The 16,628-nt window shown below is 42.0% G+C and carries 15 protein-coding genes and 1 tRNA gene; 4 read left to right on the forward strand and 12 right to left on the reverse strand.

Annotated elements, in window-relative coordinates:
* Nucleotides 1–80 precede the first annotated feature (80 nt).
* Both cutC and PR767_RS00975 read right to left on the reverse strand, forming a co-directional pair.
* Nucleotides 81–842: a copper homeostasis protein CutC gene (cutC, locus tag PR767_RS00970; protein WP_109911317.1), complete on the reverse strand. Its 762-nt coding sequence runs from the start codon at nucleotides 840–842 to the stop codon at nucleotides 81–83.
* A gap of 182 nt (nucleotides 843–1,024) precedes the next feature.
* A complete protein-coding gene (locus PR767_RS00975) occupies nucleotides 1,025–1,579 on the reverse strand; it encodes a VOC family protein (protein ID WP_004910664.1) in 555 nt (184 codons plus the stop codon).
* 166 nt (nucleotides 1,580–1,745) lie between these two features.
* Between PR767_RS00975 and argS the strand changes: the two genes are divergently transcribed.
* Nucleotides 1,746–3,476 carry an arginine--tRNA ligase gene (gene argS, locus PR767_RS00980; protein ID WP_272519755.1) on the forward strand — a complete coding sequence of 577 codons (1,731 nt, stop codon included), beginning with the start codon at nucleotides 1,746–1,748 and terminating at the stop codon, nucleotides 3,474–3,476.
* Between the two features lie 21 nt (nucleotides 3,477–3,497).
* On the opposite strand, the gene PR767_RS00985 is transcribed toward argS, so the two are convergent.
* The 4 genes from PR767_RS00985 to rimJ all read right to left on the reverse strand — a co-directional run bounded on the left by PR767_RS00985 (nucleotide 3,498) and on the right by rimJ (nucleotide 6,929).
* A complete protein-coding gene (locus PR767_RS00985) occupies nucleotides 3,498–4,070 on the reverse strand; it encodes a helix-turn-helix transcriptional regulator (RefSeq protein WP_109911316.1) in 573 nt (190 codons plus the stop codon).
* 43 nt (nucleotides 4,071–4,113) lie between these two features.
* Nucleotides 4,114–4,350 (reverse strand): hypothetical protein, encoded by a 237-nt coding sequence (locus PR767_RS00990; RefSeq protein WP_004255083.1) that lies wholly within the window; start codon nucleotides 4,348–4,350, stop codon nucleotides 4,114–4,116.
* Nucleotides 4,351–4,719: 369 nt separating this feature from the next.
* Nucleotides 4,720–6,258 (reverse strand): murein biosynthesis integral membrane protein MurJ, encoded by a 1,539-nt coding sequence (gene murJ / locus PR767_RS00995; protein ID WP_004910657.1) that lies wholly within the window; start codon nucleotides 6,256–6,258, stop codon nucleotides 4,720–4,722.
* A gap of 83 nt (nucleotides 6,259–6,341) precedes the next feature.
* Entirely contained in the window at nucleotides 6,342–6,929 is a 588-nt protein-coding gene (gene rimJ, locus PR767_RS01000; RefSeq protein WP_109911314.1) for a ribosomal protein S5-alanine N-acetyltransferase, read from the reverse strand.
* Between the two features lie 450 nt (nucleotides 6,930–7,379).
* On the opposite strand from rimJ, the gene mdtH reads away from it, so the two are divergent.
* Together mdtH and PR767_RS01010 are read left to right on the forward strand one after the other, a co-directional pair.
* Nucleotides 7,380–8,585, forward strand: coding sequence for a multidrug efflux MFS transporter MdtH (gene mdtH / locus PR767_RS01005; RefSeq protein ID WP_004910648.1), 1,206 nt, complete (start codon nucleotides 7,380–7,382; stop codon nucleotides 8,583–8,585).
* Nucleotides 8,586–8,623: 38 nt separating this feature from the next.
* Nucleotides 8,624–9,184, forward strand: a complete 561-nt coding sequence (locus PR767_RS01010; protein ID WP_004910646.1) for a lipoprotein — start codon at nucleotides 8,624–8,626, stop codon at nucleotides 9,182–9,184.
* A gap of 144 nt (nucleotides 9,185–9,328) precedes the next feature.
* On the opposite strand, the gene PR767_RS01015 is transcribed toward PR767_RS01010, so the two are convergent.
* Nucleotides 9,329–9,880, reverse strand: coding sequence for a TorD/DmsD family molecular chaperone (locus PR767_RS01015; protein ID WP_109911313.1), 552 nt, complete (start codon nucleotides 9,878–9,880; stop codon nucleotides 9,329–9,331).
* 138 nt (nucleotides 9,881–10,018) lie between these two features.
* On the reverse strand, nucleotides 10,019–10,960 hold the full coding sequence (gene ghrA, locus PR767_RS01020; protein WP_004910644.1) for a glyoxylate/hydroxypyruvate reductase GhrA: 942 nt from the start codon (nucleotides 10,958–10,960) through the stop codon (nucleotides 10,019–10,021).
* Between the two features lie 337 nt (nucleotides 10,961–11,297).
* Between ghrA and PR767_RS01025 the strand changes: the two genes are divergently transcribed.
* Nucleotides 11,298–11,385: transfer RNA gene (locus PR767_RS01025), tRNA-Ser, on the forward strand.
* Nucleotides 11,386–11,393: 8 nt separating this feature from the next.
* Here the strand turns inward: PR767_RS01025 and PR767_RS01030 are convergent.
* The 4 genes from PR767_RS01030 to PR767_RS01045 form a co-directional block, all read right to left on the reverse strand.
* Nucleotides 11,394–12,914 carry an alanine/glycine:cation symporter family protein gene (locus PR767_RS01030; RefSeq protein WP_109911311.1) on the reverse strand — a complete coding sequence of 507 codons (1,521 nt, stop codon included), beginning with the start codon at nucleotides 12,912–12,914 and terminating at the stop codon, nucleotides 11,394–11,396.
* An 87-nt stretch (nucleotides 12,915–13,001) separates the two neighbouring features.
* Nucleotides 13,002–14,486, reverse strand: coding sequence for an aldehyde dehydrogenase (locus tag PR767_RS01035; protein WP_109911310.1), 1,485 nt, complete (start codon nucleotides 14,484–14,486; stop codon nucleotides 13,002–13,004).
* 8 nt (nucleotides 14,487–14,494) lie between these two features.
* On the reverse strand, nucleotides 14,495–15,361 hold the full coding sequence (gene dapA, locus PR767_RS01040; protein ID WP_272519756.1) for a 4-hydroxy-tetrahydrodipicolinate synthase: 867 nt from the start codon (nucleotides 15,359–15,361) through the stop codon (nucleotides 14,495–14,497).
* A gap of 18 nt (nucleotides 15,362–15,379) precedes the next feature.
* The gene (locus PR767_RS01045; RefSeq protein WP_196723371.1) at nucleotides 15,380–16,627 is read right to left on the reverse strand and encodes an NAD(P)/FAD-dependent oxidoreductase; all 1,248 of its coding nucleotides are present in this window, start codon (nucleotides 16,625–16,627) and stop codon (nucleotides 15,380–15,382) included.
* Nucleotide 16,628: the final 1 nt, after the last annotated feature.

Consider the following 16,628-nt stretch of genomic DNA (forward strand, 5'->3'; position numbering starts at 1 on the left):
CCAACGAATTGATTTTCCTTAAAGAATAACAAGCTATGTAAAATTTCTATATCAAAGCTGTGTATTGAGTCCGGCAGCAATTAAACAGAAACTTTTTCTGTAATAGAAATAAAGTCCTTCATCGCTTCGACCGTAGGACCATCCACACAATAATGAGTAAATTCATCTGATTCACTATTAGAGGCCATTGTCACGCCCACTTTGCGGTAACTCATGGTTGATGGTACCGTTTTCCCCGCGGAACTGTGCACCTCAGATAAGCCGATTTCCATAAATTTACTTAAATTGGCCAAACGTACGCCCGCACCTGCCATTATTTGTGGGCCATTAATTTGCTGGCTTTTTTCATGTAGCTCTTTCAAGAGCGGTAAACCTAACTCCGCGCTTTGTTGCTGCCCAGAGGTTAAAATGCGAGCTACGCCGAGTTCCTTTAATTGTTCTAAAGCTAACAATGGGTTAATACACATATCAAATGCACGGTGGAAGGTAATATTCATCCCCTGAGCTATTTCCATCAACGTGTGCATCCTATTGATATCAATGCGCCCTTCACTGTCCAATATACCGATAACAGCGCCTGAAAAACCCATTTCCTTAATCATAATTAAATCTTCACGGATCACGTCAAATTCACTGATGTTATAGCAAAAATCACCACCACGAGGACGAATAATAGGATGAACTGGAATATGTAGTTTTTCTTTTGCCAGTTTCAGGTAGCCATAACTGGGTGTTAAGCCACCATCAGCGGCGCCAGAGCAAAGCTCGATACGATCTGCACCATACTCTTGGGCCACTTGGGCGCATTCAATTCCAAAACAACAGATTTCCAGTTTTGCCATCACAACCTCCGAAATAGAGCAATAAAATACCTGCTTTATGTGCCCCAAAAATAATGAAAAGATTTAATGTTAAACGTTAACAATTCGGCTAATAATGCCATTTATTAAAAAATGTTATCGGATGGATATCACACCGCCAAAAGTTAATGAGAATTATTGATCAATAACGTTAATTACATCACTTATTTTTCACTTTCAATTATCTTTTTTAGCGGAAATGGATGGTATTTAACGGTTACTTCACCATTTGACACTGCTAATGTTGGATTTGGCAACCTTTCTTGCTGCCCTTTAGGCTGGCTCATCTTCATTCGGTACCCTTGGGGCAAAGGGTCAGGTAGCAACTGGAATGCCGAAGTTTCTAGCTCACTTGGCTCAACATCAATTACCATTTCAATATGTTCCCAGCTTTCTTTCGGGTAAATTTTGTCTTTTGGGAAAGGTAATTCAATCATAAACACATCTTGGCCTACGATGTTTAACGGTTCGCTTAGCTCATATAAACGAATCGGCCGACCATTAATTACATTGTCAGATAAAAGTTGCGCACATTGCAGTAACCCTTGGTGCCAACGTTCTGCAGTTGCAAGATGATGACAACGCACTGAAATGTGGTCTATCGGAAAGGATGACAATGATAGGTTTATCTCCTGCGCCATCTGTTGTAATTTACTAATAAATACAGGTAGGTCATCCCATAAATCTTGTAATTGCGAAATTTTGCTAAACTGTGGCACTTAAAGCCCCCCTTTACAAAAACTTATCTGCTAAACAATGGCGCAGACTGTAGCATGAGAGCCCCAAAATGTGGTATAAAACCTGCCGATTTTTCTCTTCCACCTTTTAGTTATGCGCATGTGATGGCACAATGCGGTAACTATGTTCGTAATTTAAGGTAATTCGGTGAATATTCAGGCGATTCTTTCAGATAAAATTAGTGCTGCGATGTTAGCAGCGGGTGCTCCAGAAGGCAGTGATGCACTTGTGCGTCAGTCCGCTAAAGCTCAGTTTGGTGACTACCAAGCTAATGGAGTGATGGGCGCGGCTAAAAAGATGGGGATGGCTCCGCGACAACTGGCTGAACAGCTTGTTAATCACTTAGATTTGGAAGGGATTGCCAGCAAAGTTGAAATTGCAGGTCCTGGCTTTATTAATATCTTCCTTGAGCCAACTTGGGTTGAAAAGCATGTTGAAGAAGCATTAGCTTCACAGCGCTTAGGTATCGCACCAGTCAAGTCTGAAACGATTGTTATTGACTATTCAGCGCCTAATGTCGCAAAACAGATGCACGTGGGTCACTTGCGTTCAACCATCATTGGTGATGCTGCGGCACGTACCCAGGAATTTATTGGTCATAAAGTCATTCGAGCCAATCACGTCGGTGATTGGGGTACGCAATTTGGTATGTTAATTGCCTATCTTGAAAAAGTACAAAATGAAGATGCCACGGATATGGCACTTGCAGACCTCGAAGAATTTTACCGTGAAGCCAAAAAGCACTACGACGAAGATGAAGAGTTCGCGGTACGCGCACGTGGTTATGTTGTGAAATTGCAATCCGGTGATGAGTATTGCCGCCAAATGTGGCGTAAATTGGTTGATATCACCATGCAACAAAACCAAGAAACCTACCGCCGCTTAAACGTCACCTTAACTGAAGATGACGTGATGGGTGAAAGCTTATATAACAGCATGCTACCGGGTATTGTTGCAGATTTAAAAGCTAAAGGTTTAGCGGTTGAGAGTGAAGGTGCGACGGTTGTTTTTCTTGACGAATTTAAAAATAAAGAAGGCGAACCTATGGGCGTGATCGTCCAGAAAAAAGATGGTGGCTTCTTGTATACAACAACCGATATTGCCTGTGCTAAATACCGTTATGAAACCCTGCATGCTGACCGCTCACTTTACTATATTGACTCACGCCAACATCAACATTTGATGCAAGCATGGACCATCGTCCGTAAAGCAGGTTATATCCCTGAATCAATGGCGCTTGAGCACCATATGTTCGGTATGATGCTAGGTAAAGATGGCAAACCGTTTAAGACTCGTACCGGTGGTACTGTTCGTTTATCAGACTTGCTTGATGAAGCGGTTGAACGCGCTCAAGCATTGATCCGTGAGAAAAACCCGGATATGCCTGAAGATGAATTACTTAACGTCGCAAATGTGGTCGGTATTGGTGCGGTTAAGTACGCTGATTTATCCAAAAACAGAACGACGGATTATATTTTTGATTGGGACAACATGTTAGCTTTCGAAGGAAATACCGCTCCGTATATGCAATATGCGTATACTCGTGTGGCTTCTATTTTCAAGAAAGCCAATTTAACCCATGCAGACTTAACTCTGCCTATTTCATTACAAGACCCTCGTGAAATTGCACTTGCGACACGTTTATTACAGTTTGAAGAAACCATTCTAACTGTCGCTCGTGATGGTACACCTCATATTATGTGTGCTTATTTATATGAATTAGCAGGTTTGTTCTCTGGTTTCTATGAGCACTGCCCTATCTTGTCAGCTGATGACGAAGCCCAGCGCCAAAGCCGCTTGAAATTGGCTGCATTAACCCAAAGAACGTTAAAAACCGGCTTAGACACACTGGGTATTGAAACCGTTGAAAGAATGTAATTCAAATCTATAGGTTGTCTATTAACGGTTCACTTCGGTGAGCCGTTTTTGTTTGCGTTGTTTCGCTAGCTTTGTTGTTAGTTTTTGCAATTCATCGATATATTCATTCGCGCAATTACGGAGTACTAAGTTCCATTTACAAAGTATTTTTGCTTGTTCATAAAGTTCAGGGTTATGCGACAACCGGTTATTCTGTTGTAGCCAATCAGCAACACTCGCCCAGTCCCATAACGGAGATGCCCCTCTCAAACGTTGTACGGGCGCAGGGAAATGACCTTTACCTCGAGCCCCATCTTTCAGCAAAGCCACTGCTTGACGGGTTAGTCCTGTCAATTCTGCAATATCACTTAGCCCAACCAAAGCGGAATCAATAGATTCCACTTTTATACTCATTGATGTACTTTCAATATCTGTAATCGCAGTTTCAATTGCACGATCAAAAGATTCCGCTTCCCTATCAAATTCTAAATAAACCGATTTACCATAGAAGCACACCAATGCATCGCCACAGCCTGCGGCAAATATGGTATCAACTAAGCCTTCCGTATCAGCAGTCACACCCGATAGTGTTAATGTGAAAGTAAATACCGCCATAATTTCCCCATCTTACATAAATAAGCGGCCTAAGCCGCTTGGATTAACCTAAAAGAGCAATACAGTGGTTCACTTTACGTATTATCTGTTTAGCATGCACTTCCATAACTTTTGGCGTTGACCAGACACTCATCATATGTGTTTTGTGTTCACCCACTGCGTTACCACAACGTAACTTGCAAAAAGTATGTGATGAGTTTCCTGCTGTAACCCAGACCCAGCCATTTTCTATCGCATATTCAATAGCAGCCTGAACATGCTTATTTGGGTGTTTTTTCATCGACCTCAGTGATACATAACATAGCCATTTCGTTGACAATAGTCAACAAACAATATCCAATAAATTGAATATTTCCCTGAAATTAGTTGTTGTCACAACAACCCAGTAAATATACTCCAAAAATAGAGTTGGCTATTGCTTTTATCAATGAAAACAATTAATTGAAATTTCATGAAATGATTTTGAAATTAATAATTCAGTTATAAAGAGAATAAATTTGCGTAGATAATTAGAAATTGAAGGGAAAGAATCTATGCCTGCTGGCACCTTAACTACATAGATTGCAGAGATAAAAAAGCCCAATTTTATGAGATTTCCTCATTAAAATTGGGCTTTTAAGGTCATTGACCTTCTTATTAATTAGGTTAATTAGGCAATACTACGTTTCATAAAGTCACGAGGGCGGAACCCAAGCACGTATAAAGCAACGAAATAACTTCCCGCTCCAACAATTACGACGCCTATCAAACGTAGCATACGCATCAGCATATTACCTTCTTGCCAAGATGGCATGAAATGTAAGACACCAAATAGCACGGCTCCCATTACAATTAAGGCTATCAATAATTTAAATATAAACCCTTTCCAACCCGCTAAAGGCTGAAAAATATCTTGCTTGCGCAATTGCCAATAGAGAACCCCTGCATTAAAACAAGCTGCTAACCCAATGGATAAGGCTAAGCCTGCATGTTGCAATGGGCCAATAAAGGCTAAGTTCATCAATTGTGTTAATATTAAAGTGACAATCGCAATTTTTACTGGCGTACGAATATCTTGGCGTGAATAAAAGCCCGGTGCCAAAATTTTCACCAAAATCATCCCCGTTAAACCGACACAATAGGCAATTAAAGCATATTGCGTCATTAATGAGTCATGCGCGGTAAAATTACCGTATTGGAATAAAGACACCGTTAATGCTTCAGAGAGTATTGCCAACCCTAACGCACATGGCAAGGCTAATAACAAACAAAGGCGCAACCCCCAGTCCATCAATTGGCGATACTCATTTTGATTACCGCTCGTGAAGCTTTTCGCGAGAGAAGGCAATAAAATCGTTCCGAGAGCCACACCAAGTACTCCAGATGGCAATTCCATTAGCCTATCGGCGTAATACATCCATGACACTGAACCAGATTGCAAAAAAGAGGCGAATATCGTATTGATAATTAAAGAAATTTGAGCGACAGACACCCCAATAATGGCGGGTCCCATCATTTTCATTACACGCCAAACCCCGCTATCACGAAATGACAAGCGTGGTAACACTAACATGCCCACCTTTTTAAGATATGGGAGCTGATAGACTAGCTGTAAGACACCACCAACCAGCACCGCCCATGCCAATGACATAATGGGTGGATTAAAGTATGGGGCTGCGAAAGCGGCAAAAATGATCATACTGACATTGAGCAATGTCGGCGCGAATGCCGGAACCGAAAAACGGTTCCAAGTATTGAGAATTGCCCCAGCGAGGGAGACCAGTGAAATCAGAAAAATATAAGGGAATGTGACCCGTAAAAGGTCAGTAGTCAGCGCAAATTTATCAGCGTCATCGGTAAACCCAGGAGCGGTGACATAAATGATCCAAGGAGCGGCTATCATGCCAAGGATAGTCACAATCGCCAAAGCAAGGGTTAGCATCCCGGCAATATAAGCGACAAATGTACGAGTGGCTTCTTCTCCCTGTTGGTTTTTATATTCCGCCAGTATGGGAACAAACGCTTGTGAAAATGCCCCCTCGGCAAAAATTCGGCGTAAAAGATTCGGTAATTTAAATGCGACAAAAAAGGCGTCTGCAGCCGCTCCTGCACCAAAAACTCGAGCGATAATGGCGTCACGAATAAAGCCAAGCACACGAGACATCATGGTCATGGAGCTTACTGCCGCCAATGATTTTAATAAATTCATGATTGATAGACTAAAAGAATACAATCGCATCAGTTTAACAGTGTGCACTGCAACTGACTACGATTGAAAAGTAAATTAGGAATTTAGGCTTTATTCAGCGCCCAAGTGTTATCGGTCAGTGCCGTTAATACATGGTCACGCCACTCACCGTTGATTTGTAAGTATTGCTTTGCATAACCTTCCCGTTCAAAGCCAAGCTTAGTCAATAAATTACCACTACGCATATTATGAGGCATATAATTTGCCATAATTCGGTGCATTTTTTGGTGTTGCTGCATATAACGGATTGCTTGGGTTAACGCCTCATGCATTAGGCCTTGGCCTTGCCATTTTTGACCCAATGAATAACCTAGATAGCATGCATGAAATGAGCCACGTAATACATTACTAAAGTTCGCTACCCCCATGACTTCATTTTCTTCTTTGTCTAATAGTAAGAAATGGAAAGCGCTTCCTTCTCGATGCATTTCATTCATGACTTGTAACCGATTCTGCCAACCCGCAGGCTGGTAATGTGAGTTATCCCTGATGGGTTCCCACGGAATTAAAAAGTCTTTATTCAGGCTGTAATAATCAGCTAGTCGATAATTATCACGCTCATAAGTCAAACGAATAACCATTCTATCAGTGACAAGGCGCACTTTCGGTACATTTGAACGATAACCAAACATCGTTAACCCTTAATTAATAAAAAGCCAGATATTTTCTCTAGTTCCAAGCCAATAACTTAGAAAGTTAAAGTGTAGCTTACAATGCGCTGACGAAAAATATGTTCTGAAAATTAAAATACATCGTTAAGGCCAGCAAGCACAATCAACACCGTCACAGAGTGAAGTATGACCTCTACCAATTATCAATATTCTAAATAATTCGCGCTGTAACTAGGCGACCAGCGAGGATAGCTTGGGGAGCATACACTCGTATGTGACCCAACTAGCCGAACGCAGTCAACACCGTCACAGAGTGAAGTATGACGAATATTTATTGATAAAAATAAATCATCGATACCTCACGTTACTATGATAAAAAAATATCATCTATTGAACCCTATTATACTGATATTATTGATAACTGATTTTAAGAAACTTTCCCCCTTTGCTATTTTTCTAATGGTGTCTCTCATGGCGCAAGTGTCACGGGCAAGAAGCCTTGGCAAGTATTTCCTTTTGCTTGACAACATGTTGGTTGTCCTAGGCTTTTTTGTCGTTTTTCCGCTTATTTCTATTCGTTTTGTTGATCAACTGGGCTGGGCCGCCGTGGTGGTTGGTTTTGCCTTAGGGCTTCGTCAGTTTGTTCAACAAGGTTTAGGTATCTTTGGCGGTGCTATCGCTGACCGGTTTGGCGCGAAGCCCATGATTGTCATTGGAATGCTATTACGTGCCAGTGGTTTTGCAGTCATGGCGGTGGCCCATGACCCTTGGGTTTTATGGCTATCTTGCATACTTTCTGCTCTGGGTGGAACCTTGTTTGATCCCCCACGAACCGCATTAGTTATTAAATTAACTCGCCCATATGAACGTGGCCGTTTTTATTCTTTGCTGTTAATGCAGGACAGTGCTGGTGCAGTTATCGGTGCTTTGATTGGTAGTTGGCTACTACAGTATGACTTCCATTATGTCTGCTGGGTTGGCGCTGCTGTGTTTATTATTGCTGCTATCTGCAATGCTTGGTTATTACCTGCTTATCGAATCTCAACCGTCAGAACCCCCATTAAAGAAGGCATGGGACGCGTACTGAAAGATAAACGCTTTGTAACTTATGTGGTCACATTGGCAGGTTATTTTATGTTGTCAGTACAAGTAATGCTTATGTTTCCTATTGTTGTCAATGAATTAGCTGGCACACCCACTGCCGTCAAATGGATGTATGCGATTGAAGCAGCGATATCTTTAACATTGCTTTATCCCATTGCGCGTTGGAGCGAAAAACATTTTCGCCTTGAACAACGGCTCATGGCCGGGCTATTTTTAATGAGTCTCAGCATGTTTCCGATTGGCATGACAACCTCACTCAATACGCTATTCGCCCTTATTTGCCTATTTTATTTAGGTACGGTAACTGCAGACCCAGCGAGAGAAACATTAAGTGCATCTCTTGCTGACCCTCGAGCACGAGGCAGCTATATGGGTTTTAGTCGCTTAGGCCTTGCTTTAGGTGGAGCAGTCGGTTATACCGGTGGCGGCTGGATGTACGATATTGGTCACCAATGGAACCTGCCTCAACTTCCTTGGTTCTTATTAGGACTCATCGGTTTTATCACTTTATGGGCGCTGCATAAGCAATTTAACCGTAAAAAAATTGAAACAGTCATGTTGAGTGGGCAGTAATGCGCTAAACTAGCGGTATTACTGTAAAAGGAGTCTCTATGAAGAAGTTTTTAATCGCCGCTATGGTAGGCTTTCTCACTCTCTTATCGGGTTGTAATCAATTATCTGAGTTTAGTATTAGTGAGTCACAAATTAATAACTACCTTGCTAATAAAGTAAAATATGACCATAAGGTCGGTATTACGGGTTTTGCTGATGCGGATATTCAGCTCGCTAATTTAAAATCAGAAATTGGCCGCAGTGAACCAGGAAAAGTTGCTTTAACGGGGGATGCAACCGTTAAATTAGACTCGTTGATTGGTAAAGCAGAAGCGCAAATTAACCTGACACTCACTGCTCGCCCTTATTTTGATGCCAAAACAGGTTCAATTTACTTAAAAGAATTGAATATTAGCAGTTACAAAGTGATGCCAGAAAATATGGATACAGCGATGTCAGCGGTTATTCCTTACTTGAATAGTTCCCTTGAAACTTTCTTTGAAACCCAACCTGTTTATGTGTTAAATCCTGATAATGGCGCGGCTGAAGCAACCGCGAAAAAACTCGCTAAAGGGCTTGAAATCAAACCGGGTAAACTGGTCATTCCATTAGTTGATTAATTTTAACCATAAATAATTTCGATTGATAAAAGCATTAAAGGCAACAAGAAAATCTGTTGCCTTTTTTATTCAATCAAAATTATTAATCAATACCGCTAACTAAAACAACAGTAACATCGCCACAAAAAAGTGACAACGTCATAATTATTCAGTTTCTGAGTCAAGTTCATCACGCAGAGCAATGACTGCATCACGCGTAATTTGGGCTAAAGTCCGGTAAAAGGTGGTGGTTGCATGCGCTTCAACTTTACCTAAAAAGCTGCCATACCAACTAAGGATATAGCTATCAAATAATTCTTCTTGAGCGGCAGTTTCATCTTCTGCCGCTTGGTCTTCTAACCAAGAAGCCGCGAGTAGCAATGCGCCAAAAGCGTCAGCAGACGCATTCGTCAGGGTCATTCCTCTAACGGTTAAAAATTCGCGAACTTCTGCTTCTGTAATTTCAGAATCGTAATCATTCGCTAACATTGAAACTGAAGGAGATTCCCCTGCAAATAGGCCTTGGTAATCCGCATTAACTGCATTGACGTCGAGGTCTTTTGCCATGCGTGACCACAACTCATCTTGTTCTAATGGCCATGATGCTTTTAATTTATCTTGAGCAATCATATCAATAAGCGGTTTTACGAGGCTATCAGAGGGACTACGTTGAAATAGTGTCCCTAAAATACGGCAGACGATTGAAAATTCGTTCATATATTATCCTATTTTACAGATTCAGTAGTCACACCTCGTGACTGAAGCAGTTACTTTCAGTATATCGAAAAAATAGGAAAGATATTAGGGGGAGATAATTACAAGTGGTCATAAAGACCACTTGCAACAAAGAAGTGACTAATAACCGCGTTGCATATCAACGACACCAACAGGCGCTTGCCCTGCTTCGATGCGTTGGATATTACTGACAATCATATCCATCGCCTCTTTCGGTTTTGTAAAGGCGGCAACATGAGGTGTGATAGCGATGCGGGGATGCGTCCAGAACGGGTGCATTTGCGACAACGGCTCACTCGCAAATACATCAAGTGCAGCACCTGTAACTTGTCCTGATTCAAGGGCTAAAAGCAAATCCTGTTCAATCAGATGGGCGCCACGTGCTAAGTTGATAACATATGCCCCTTGCTCTAACTGGCTAAATAGTTGCTGGTTTAAAATTCCCACCGTTTCTGGAGTACTTGGTAACAGATTAATAATTACACGAGTACCAGAAAGGAAATTAGCTAGTTGGTCATGGCCAAAATAACTTTTTACGTTATCAAGTTGTTTTTCAGAGCGACTCCATGTTCTTACATGAAAACCGAAACTTACTAAGCGCTTTGCAACTGCTTGTCCTAATGCCCCTGCGCCCATCACACCAATGACAAAATCTTCGTGTTGGTAGGCCGGTAACTGTTTCCATTGGCGCTGTGATTGTAATTGGCGATATTCATCCATACGACGAAAGTAACTTAACACTTTTGCACAAGCGTATTCTTCCATTTGAATCGCCATGCCCGTGTCTTCCAGACGCATTACGGGAACCCCTGCAGGCAGGGTCCCAGGTTTATCTTGTTCCTGTTTTAAAATAGCATCCACACCTGCGCCTAAAGCGAAAATTCCCTTTAAATCACTGCGACCAGCGAGACATTCATAAGGAGGTAACCAAACCATGGCGTAATCCGCACTTTGGTTATCCCCTTTTTCCCATTGGCGAATATTCACTTGTGGTAAGCGTGCTTTCATGCCGTCAATCCACTGTTTCGAATCAAAAAATGGATGGTAAAATAAAATATTCATGGCAACTCCTCTTTGGTTTCTAACAGAGTGTGCCGAATGGGATTTCTTTTCAAGTTAATCAAGCCGATACACTGTAAACAATCAGAATTTTGTTAACTAGCTAACGGTTTTTACTTCTGTTACTTGCCGTTTTAAATTAACATTAAAAATATTGTTTACCTTAGCCGATAACATTTGAGGTTAGATAATAATCGAATTGTTTTTTATTTAGCTAAACAGCAACAAAAGTCGGAAAAAGGATAAATAGGGAGTTGACGTAAGACGCTATTTTCCCTATAGTAGCGCCCCGTTGCAGAGCAGGTTTTTATTCCCTACTCCACAACAGATTTAGAAAAACGGTGAGGTGTCCGAGAGGCTGAAGGAGCACGCCTGGAAAGTGTGTATACGGCAACGTATCGAGGGTTCGAATCCCTCCCTCACCGCCATTTTTCTTCTAGTTTTTACCTTCTTCTTCTTGATATACCATCCCTTTATTTTGTTTCTCTTTCGGTTCTATACCTATTCCTTGCGCATGGTATTCACGGCTAATATCTTCCCAAAGTTCTGCATTTTCTATTCCAGCCACTTTCGGGTCAAACACTGGATCAACACCTAATTTTTCCTGCCGTTCAAAGTCACGAAGTGCCCGTAGCGCTGGTTTTGACAAGAAGACAATGGCGATAAGATTAAGATAACTCATACTACCGAACCCAATATCGCCAAGGCTCCACATTAAACTGACAGACTGAACACTTCCCATAAAAACAATAATCAAAAATACAAACTTTAGTATCAGTTTTAGAATGGGGTAACGTAATTTTCTATCAAGGTAAACAATTGTGGTTTCTGCAATATAGTAATAGGCCATCAATGTTGTGAATGCGAATAAAAATACGGCGATTGAGACGAATCCCGACCCTGCGGAAGTAAAGACTGTTGATACCGCCATTTGTGTCCATGCGGTTCCCGCAGCAACCCCTGGAACGTACTCAACTAAGGCCGTTGCCGAACCGTCTGGAAAAACGTTATACATATTCGTGACAAGGATCATTAGACCTGATGCTGTACACACAACAACAGTATCAATGTAAATTGAAAATGCTTGAATTAACCCTTGTTTTACAGGATGGCTTACCTCGGCTGCCGCAGAGCTAAATGTAGCTTCACCCGCCCCTGCTACGTTGGAAAAAACCGCACGGCGTACACCCCATGAAACAGCCGTACCAACAATACCGCCGAATACGGCATCCATTCCCATCGCGCTGCGGAAAATTAAACTGAACATTCCCGGCACTTGTTCGTAATGGCTACCTAAGATGATCACCATCATGACGATATACGCTAACGCCATAATTGGCACGATTTTATCCGCAGCACTCGCAATACGTTTTACACCGCCAAAGATTAGCCATGCCATCAGCACTGTCACAATGCCGCCTGTCGCAATTGGGGGTAAGTTGAATGAAGTTTGAAAGGAGTCAGCTATGGTATTGGCTTGAATACCCGGAACTAGTACACCATAAGATAGGCAAATAACAGCAGCTACCATAATGGCAAATGGCTTCAATTTTAACCCTTTCTCGATATAGTAAGGCGAACCGCCACGGTATTGACCATCAGAGCGCTGCTTGTATATTTGAGCGAGTGTTGATTCGATAAACGCACTTGCTCCGCCTAATAACCCCATGACAACCATCCAGAAAATCGCCCCAGGACCACCCGCAGCAATGGCCGTCGCTACACCGGCGATATTACCCACCCCAACTCGCCCTGATAATGCTAAACAGAATGCTTGGAAGGAGGAAATTCCTTCTTTTGACGCTTTATTTTCCTTTAACAAACAGACCATTTTAATAAGATAGCGAAACTGCACACCACGAGTTGCTAATGTAAAATAGAGCCCAACACCTAGCGATAATACTACTAATGCATTACCCCAGATGTAACCAACGATTGTATTAACGATGGCTTCCATTTTGTACTCCTTCGTTATTGTAATTGTTTATTTGTATTTGCAGGGTAAAAAAAAACCTGAGCCCACTAGGGGACTCAGGCCAACGTTTTACTGATGGATAAACCAGATAACCTTCGTTTGAGTATATTGTTCAAATGCCTCTAACCCGTTGTCTTTACCGCCAAAACCTGATTGACGAAAACCACCAAACGGCGTTGTAATATTGCCCTCACTAAAGCCATTGACTGAAACAGTACCCGCATTAATACGCTGTGCAATTTGCATGGCTCGGTGAATATTTTGGCTATAAAATGAAGCCGCTAAGCCATATTGAGTGTCATTAGCTAAAGCAACCGCTTCATCATCAGTTTTAAACGATGTGACGGCTAAAATAGGGCCAAAAACTTCATGCTTAAATAGCGACATTTCAGGCGTGACTTCATCAAAAATTGTCGGTTCGATATACCATCCGGCCCCCAACTCATGATGAATTTTTCCACCCGCAACTAATTTTCCTCCCTCTTTTAACGTGATATCTAAAAAGGATTTTACTTTCTCAAAATGAGCCTGTTCGACCATTGGCCCAATTGAAATATCTGCTTGCCTTGGGTCTCCGACTTTCCATTCTTTAATGGCGACGGCAAGCTTCTCTAATAGTATTTTTTTGATGCTTTCGTGCACAATTAAGCGAGAACCACAGCTACAGTTTTCACTCATATTCCAGAAAGCCGCCGCCATAATATGTGGAATTGCGGCTTCAATATTCGCATCTTCAAACACCACTTGCGGGCTTTTACCGCCACATTCGAGTACAATTTCTTTTAAGTTACTTTCGGCGGAATATTTTAAAAATAAGCGTCCCACATCTGTTGAACCGGTAAATGACACCATATCAACATCATGATGGCGGCCAAGCGCTTCCCCGACTTTTTCACCTAATCCACAAACTAGACTTAATGCACCTTTAGGAATACCCGCCTCATAGGCCAGTTCCACCATACGATGCGCGCTTAATGAGGTTAGTTCGGCAGGTTTCACAATCACCGAATTGCCTACAGCAAGAGCTGGAGCTACTTTCCACGCAAACATTTGAGCAGGGAAATTCCACGGTAATACCGCCCCCACCACACCAATAGGCTCATGCACTATTAACCCCAACTCTTGATGACTGGTTGGTGCAATTTTGCCAAACAGTTTATCAATCGCTTCGGCATACCAATAAAAGGTGTCAATCGTTGCGGGCAAATCGGTATTTAAGCATTCGGTGATAGGCTTACCTGCATCAATACAGTCTAGCGCCGCAAGTTCTTCACTGTGTTTTTCAATCAGATTAGCCCATTTAAGCATGATAGCTTTACGTTCTTGCGGCGATAACCCGCGCCATTCACCTTGATTAAACGTGTCACGCGCCACCTGTACCGCGGCATTAATATCGCTCTCATCACCATCTGCAATAAAACCAATAATGCTGTTGTCGATTGGGGTCCGGTTTTCTAGTCTATTTTGCTGTTCTGGGTGCCCTGCAATTAAATTGCCCGCCCACAGTTTTCCTTGTTTTGCGCGTTCAAATACCTGCTGCTGGGTAAGAGTCATATTCCCCCCTAGCGCTTAATTAATTTAATAAAATCATCGCGTTCTTGAGACGCTAGATTTGACAGAGGCAAACGAACCGGGCCGACATTGAATGTGCCATTCAAGCAACCCGCCTTGGCTTTTTGGTTATAATCACCTGATTCCATTGAGTAAATCGCAGGGTAAATTTCATTCATAATCTGCTTGGCTTGTTGCCAGTCACCCGCTTGCGTGGCATTAAAAATAGCAACTTGCTCTGCTGGGTATACATTACCAGCTCCCGCAATCCAACTTTTGGAACCCCAAAAGAAGAAATCCACTGGTTGGTCATCACAACCACAAATGACCTCAAAATTTTTGAATGGTGTTTGTAATAAGTGCAGTGCTCGGCTAAAGTTTCCACTGCTTTCTTTGATAGCGACAATATTGTCAATTTCGGCTAGCTTAATGACCGTTTCAATGTCAATTTCAATACCAATCCGAGCTGGAAAATTGTACATAATTATGGGTAATGGTGTTGATTTTGCGACTTTTTCATAGTGGGCAAATACACCTTGCTGGTCCGGCAAACTATATGGCGGTGGAGACAGCATTAACCCTTCATAACCGAGTTCTTGAGCTTGTTTCGCACGTGCAATAGCCCCCTCAGTTGATAAATCATTAATACCCGCAATTAATGTCACTCGCCCTTTGGCAATTTTGCAAACGGTTGACAGCACGGTCTTACGTTCATCTTCGTTTAATGCGTAATACTCCCCAGTTGTCCCACAAACCACTAAACCCGTCACACCCCGCTCAATCAGTTTTTCAGTTAATTCAGCAAGCGCACTGACATTTAATGTTAAATCATCATGAAATGGGGTCACTAATGGAACAAGAATGCCATGGAAATTCATTTTGAATTCTCCTCAAAATTAAAGAAATCGTTCAATGGAAAAAGGGGTACAGTCGATACTTGTCGGCTGATGATGGATAAAACTATTCACAATATCTGCGGTGATCGCCGCTTGGGTTAACCCCAAGTGTTGGTGACCGAATGCAAAAATATAGGGGCCTTTATGGTCTAAAATTGGTAATGAATCAGACGTAGATGGGCGAAACCCCATCCATGATGTAGATTGTTGGCTATTTAATGTTTCCTTTAGCATAGGTTGTGCTAACGGGAGAAAATGTTGAGCTCGCTGCATATTCGCAGGACGTTTTAACCCTGCGTATTCTACGGTTCCTGCGAGGCGTAGCCCTTGAGACATTGGCGTCATTATAAAACGCCTATCCATACTTGATACTGGTATCGATAATCGACCTAATTCATGGGGCAACATCAAATGATAACCACGCTCAGTTTCAAGTGGCACTTTGATACGACTCACCATTTTGACTAGCGATTTAGAGAATGCGCCCCCTGCAATCACTATTTTTTGTCCTGTAAACTGCCCTTGAGTGGTTGTCAATATCGCTTGTTGATTCGACGTTGATGTGATTTCTGTTACTTCACAGTGGGTTAATATCTGCCCACCCGCAGCGATAAAAGCTTCTGTCAGTTTTTGGTGTAATGCACATAAATTCACAACATGGCCTGTATCGGGATAAAAAATGCCACCGATTTGGCTTTCAGATAAAGCAGGTTCGCGCGTTAATAGCGTATCTTGATCAATCAATTGATTAGCCATACCAATACGTTGCAGGTACTCACTGTGCTGGCTTAGCTTATCGAGCGTCTCTTTTTTTTCTGCCACCAATAGTGAACCCTTCATTTTGACAAGCTCATTTAATTGCCATTTCTGAATAAATGCTTGCCATGAATCGAAAGCGGCACTATTTAGTGTCATCAATGTGTGATGAATATGGGTAAAAGGCTTATGGCGCATGTTACCCAATAATTTTATTAACCAAGGTGTTAGCGGTAATAAATAGCGCCAATCCAGACGCAAAGGGCCTAGTGGATCAAATAACATTTTCGGAATTGATTTTAAAACGCTCGGATCCGCAATCGGAAAAACTTGTTCTGTCGCAATATGCCCTGCGTTACCAAATGAAGCACCTTGGCCAATTTCATGTTTATCAAGCAACAGCACTTGTGACCCATTAGCTTGCACTGTCAGTGCAATACTCAGACCAATAATGCCGCCACCCACTACAATCACTGGATATTTGCGTTCCATT

It is taken from the genome of Providencia sp. PROV223, from assembly GCF_028479245.1.
Classification (GTDB): Bacteria; Pseudomonadota; Gammaproteobacteria; order Enterobacterales; family Enterobacteriaceae; genus Providencia; species Providencia rettgeri.

Coding starts and splice junctions, on each gene's coding strand:
- cutC (WP_109911317.1), bottom strand. CDS start 842: ATGGCAAAACTGGAAATCTGTTGTTTTGGAATTGAATGCGCCCAAGTG.
- PR767_RS00985 (WP_109911316.1), bottom strand. CDS start 4,070: ATGGCGGTATTTACTTTCACATTAACACTATCGGGTGTGACTGCTGAT.
- PR767_RS00990 (WP_004255083.1), bottom strand. CDS start 4,350: ATGAAAAAACACCCAAATAAGCATGTTCAGGCTGCTATTGAATATGCG.
- murJ (WP_004910657.1), bottom strand. CDS start 6,258: ATGAATTTATTAAAATCATTGGCGGCAGTAAGCTCCATGACCATGATG.
- rimJ (WP_109911314.1), bottom strand. CDS start 6,929: ATGTTTGGTTATCGTTCAAATGTACCGAAAGTGCGCCTTGTCACTGAT.
- mdtH (WP_004910648.1), top strand. CDS start 7,380: ATGGCGCAAGTGTCACGGGCAAGAAGCCTTGGCAAGTATTTCCTTTTG.
- PR767_RS01010 (WP_004910646.1), top strand. CDS start 8,624: ATGAAGAAGTTTTTAATCGCCGCTATGGTAGGCTTTCTCACTCTCTTA.
- PR767_RS01015 (WP_109911313.1), bottom strand. CDS start 9,880: ATGAACGAATTTTCAATCGTCTGCCGTATTTTAGGGACACTATTTCAA.
- ghrA (WP_004910644.1), bottom strand. CDS start 10,960: ATGAATATTTTATTTTACCATCCATTTTTTGATTCGAAACAGTGGATT.
- PR767_RS01030 (WP_109911311.1), bottom strand. CDS start 12,914: ATGGAAGCCATCGTTAATACAATCGTTGGTTACATCTGGGGTAATGCA.
- PR767_RS01035 (WP_109911310.1), bottom strand. CDS start 14,486: ATGACTCTTACCCAGCAGCAGGTATTTGAACGCGCAAAACAAGGAAAA.
- dapA (WP_272519756.1), bottom strand. CDS start 15,361: ATGAATTTCCATGGCATTCTTGTTCCATTAGTGACCCCATTTCATGAT.
- PR767_RS01045 (WP_196723371.1), bottom strand. CDS start 16,627: ATGGAACGCAAATATCCAGTGATTGTAGTGGGTGGCGGCATTATTGGT.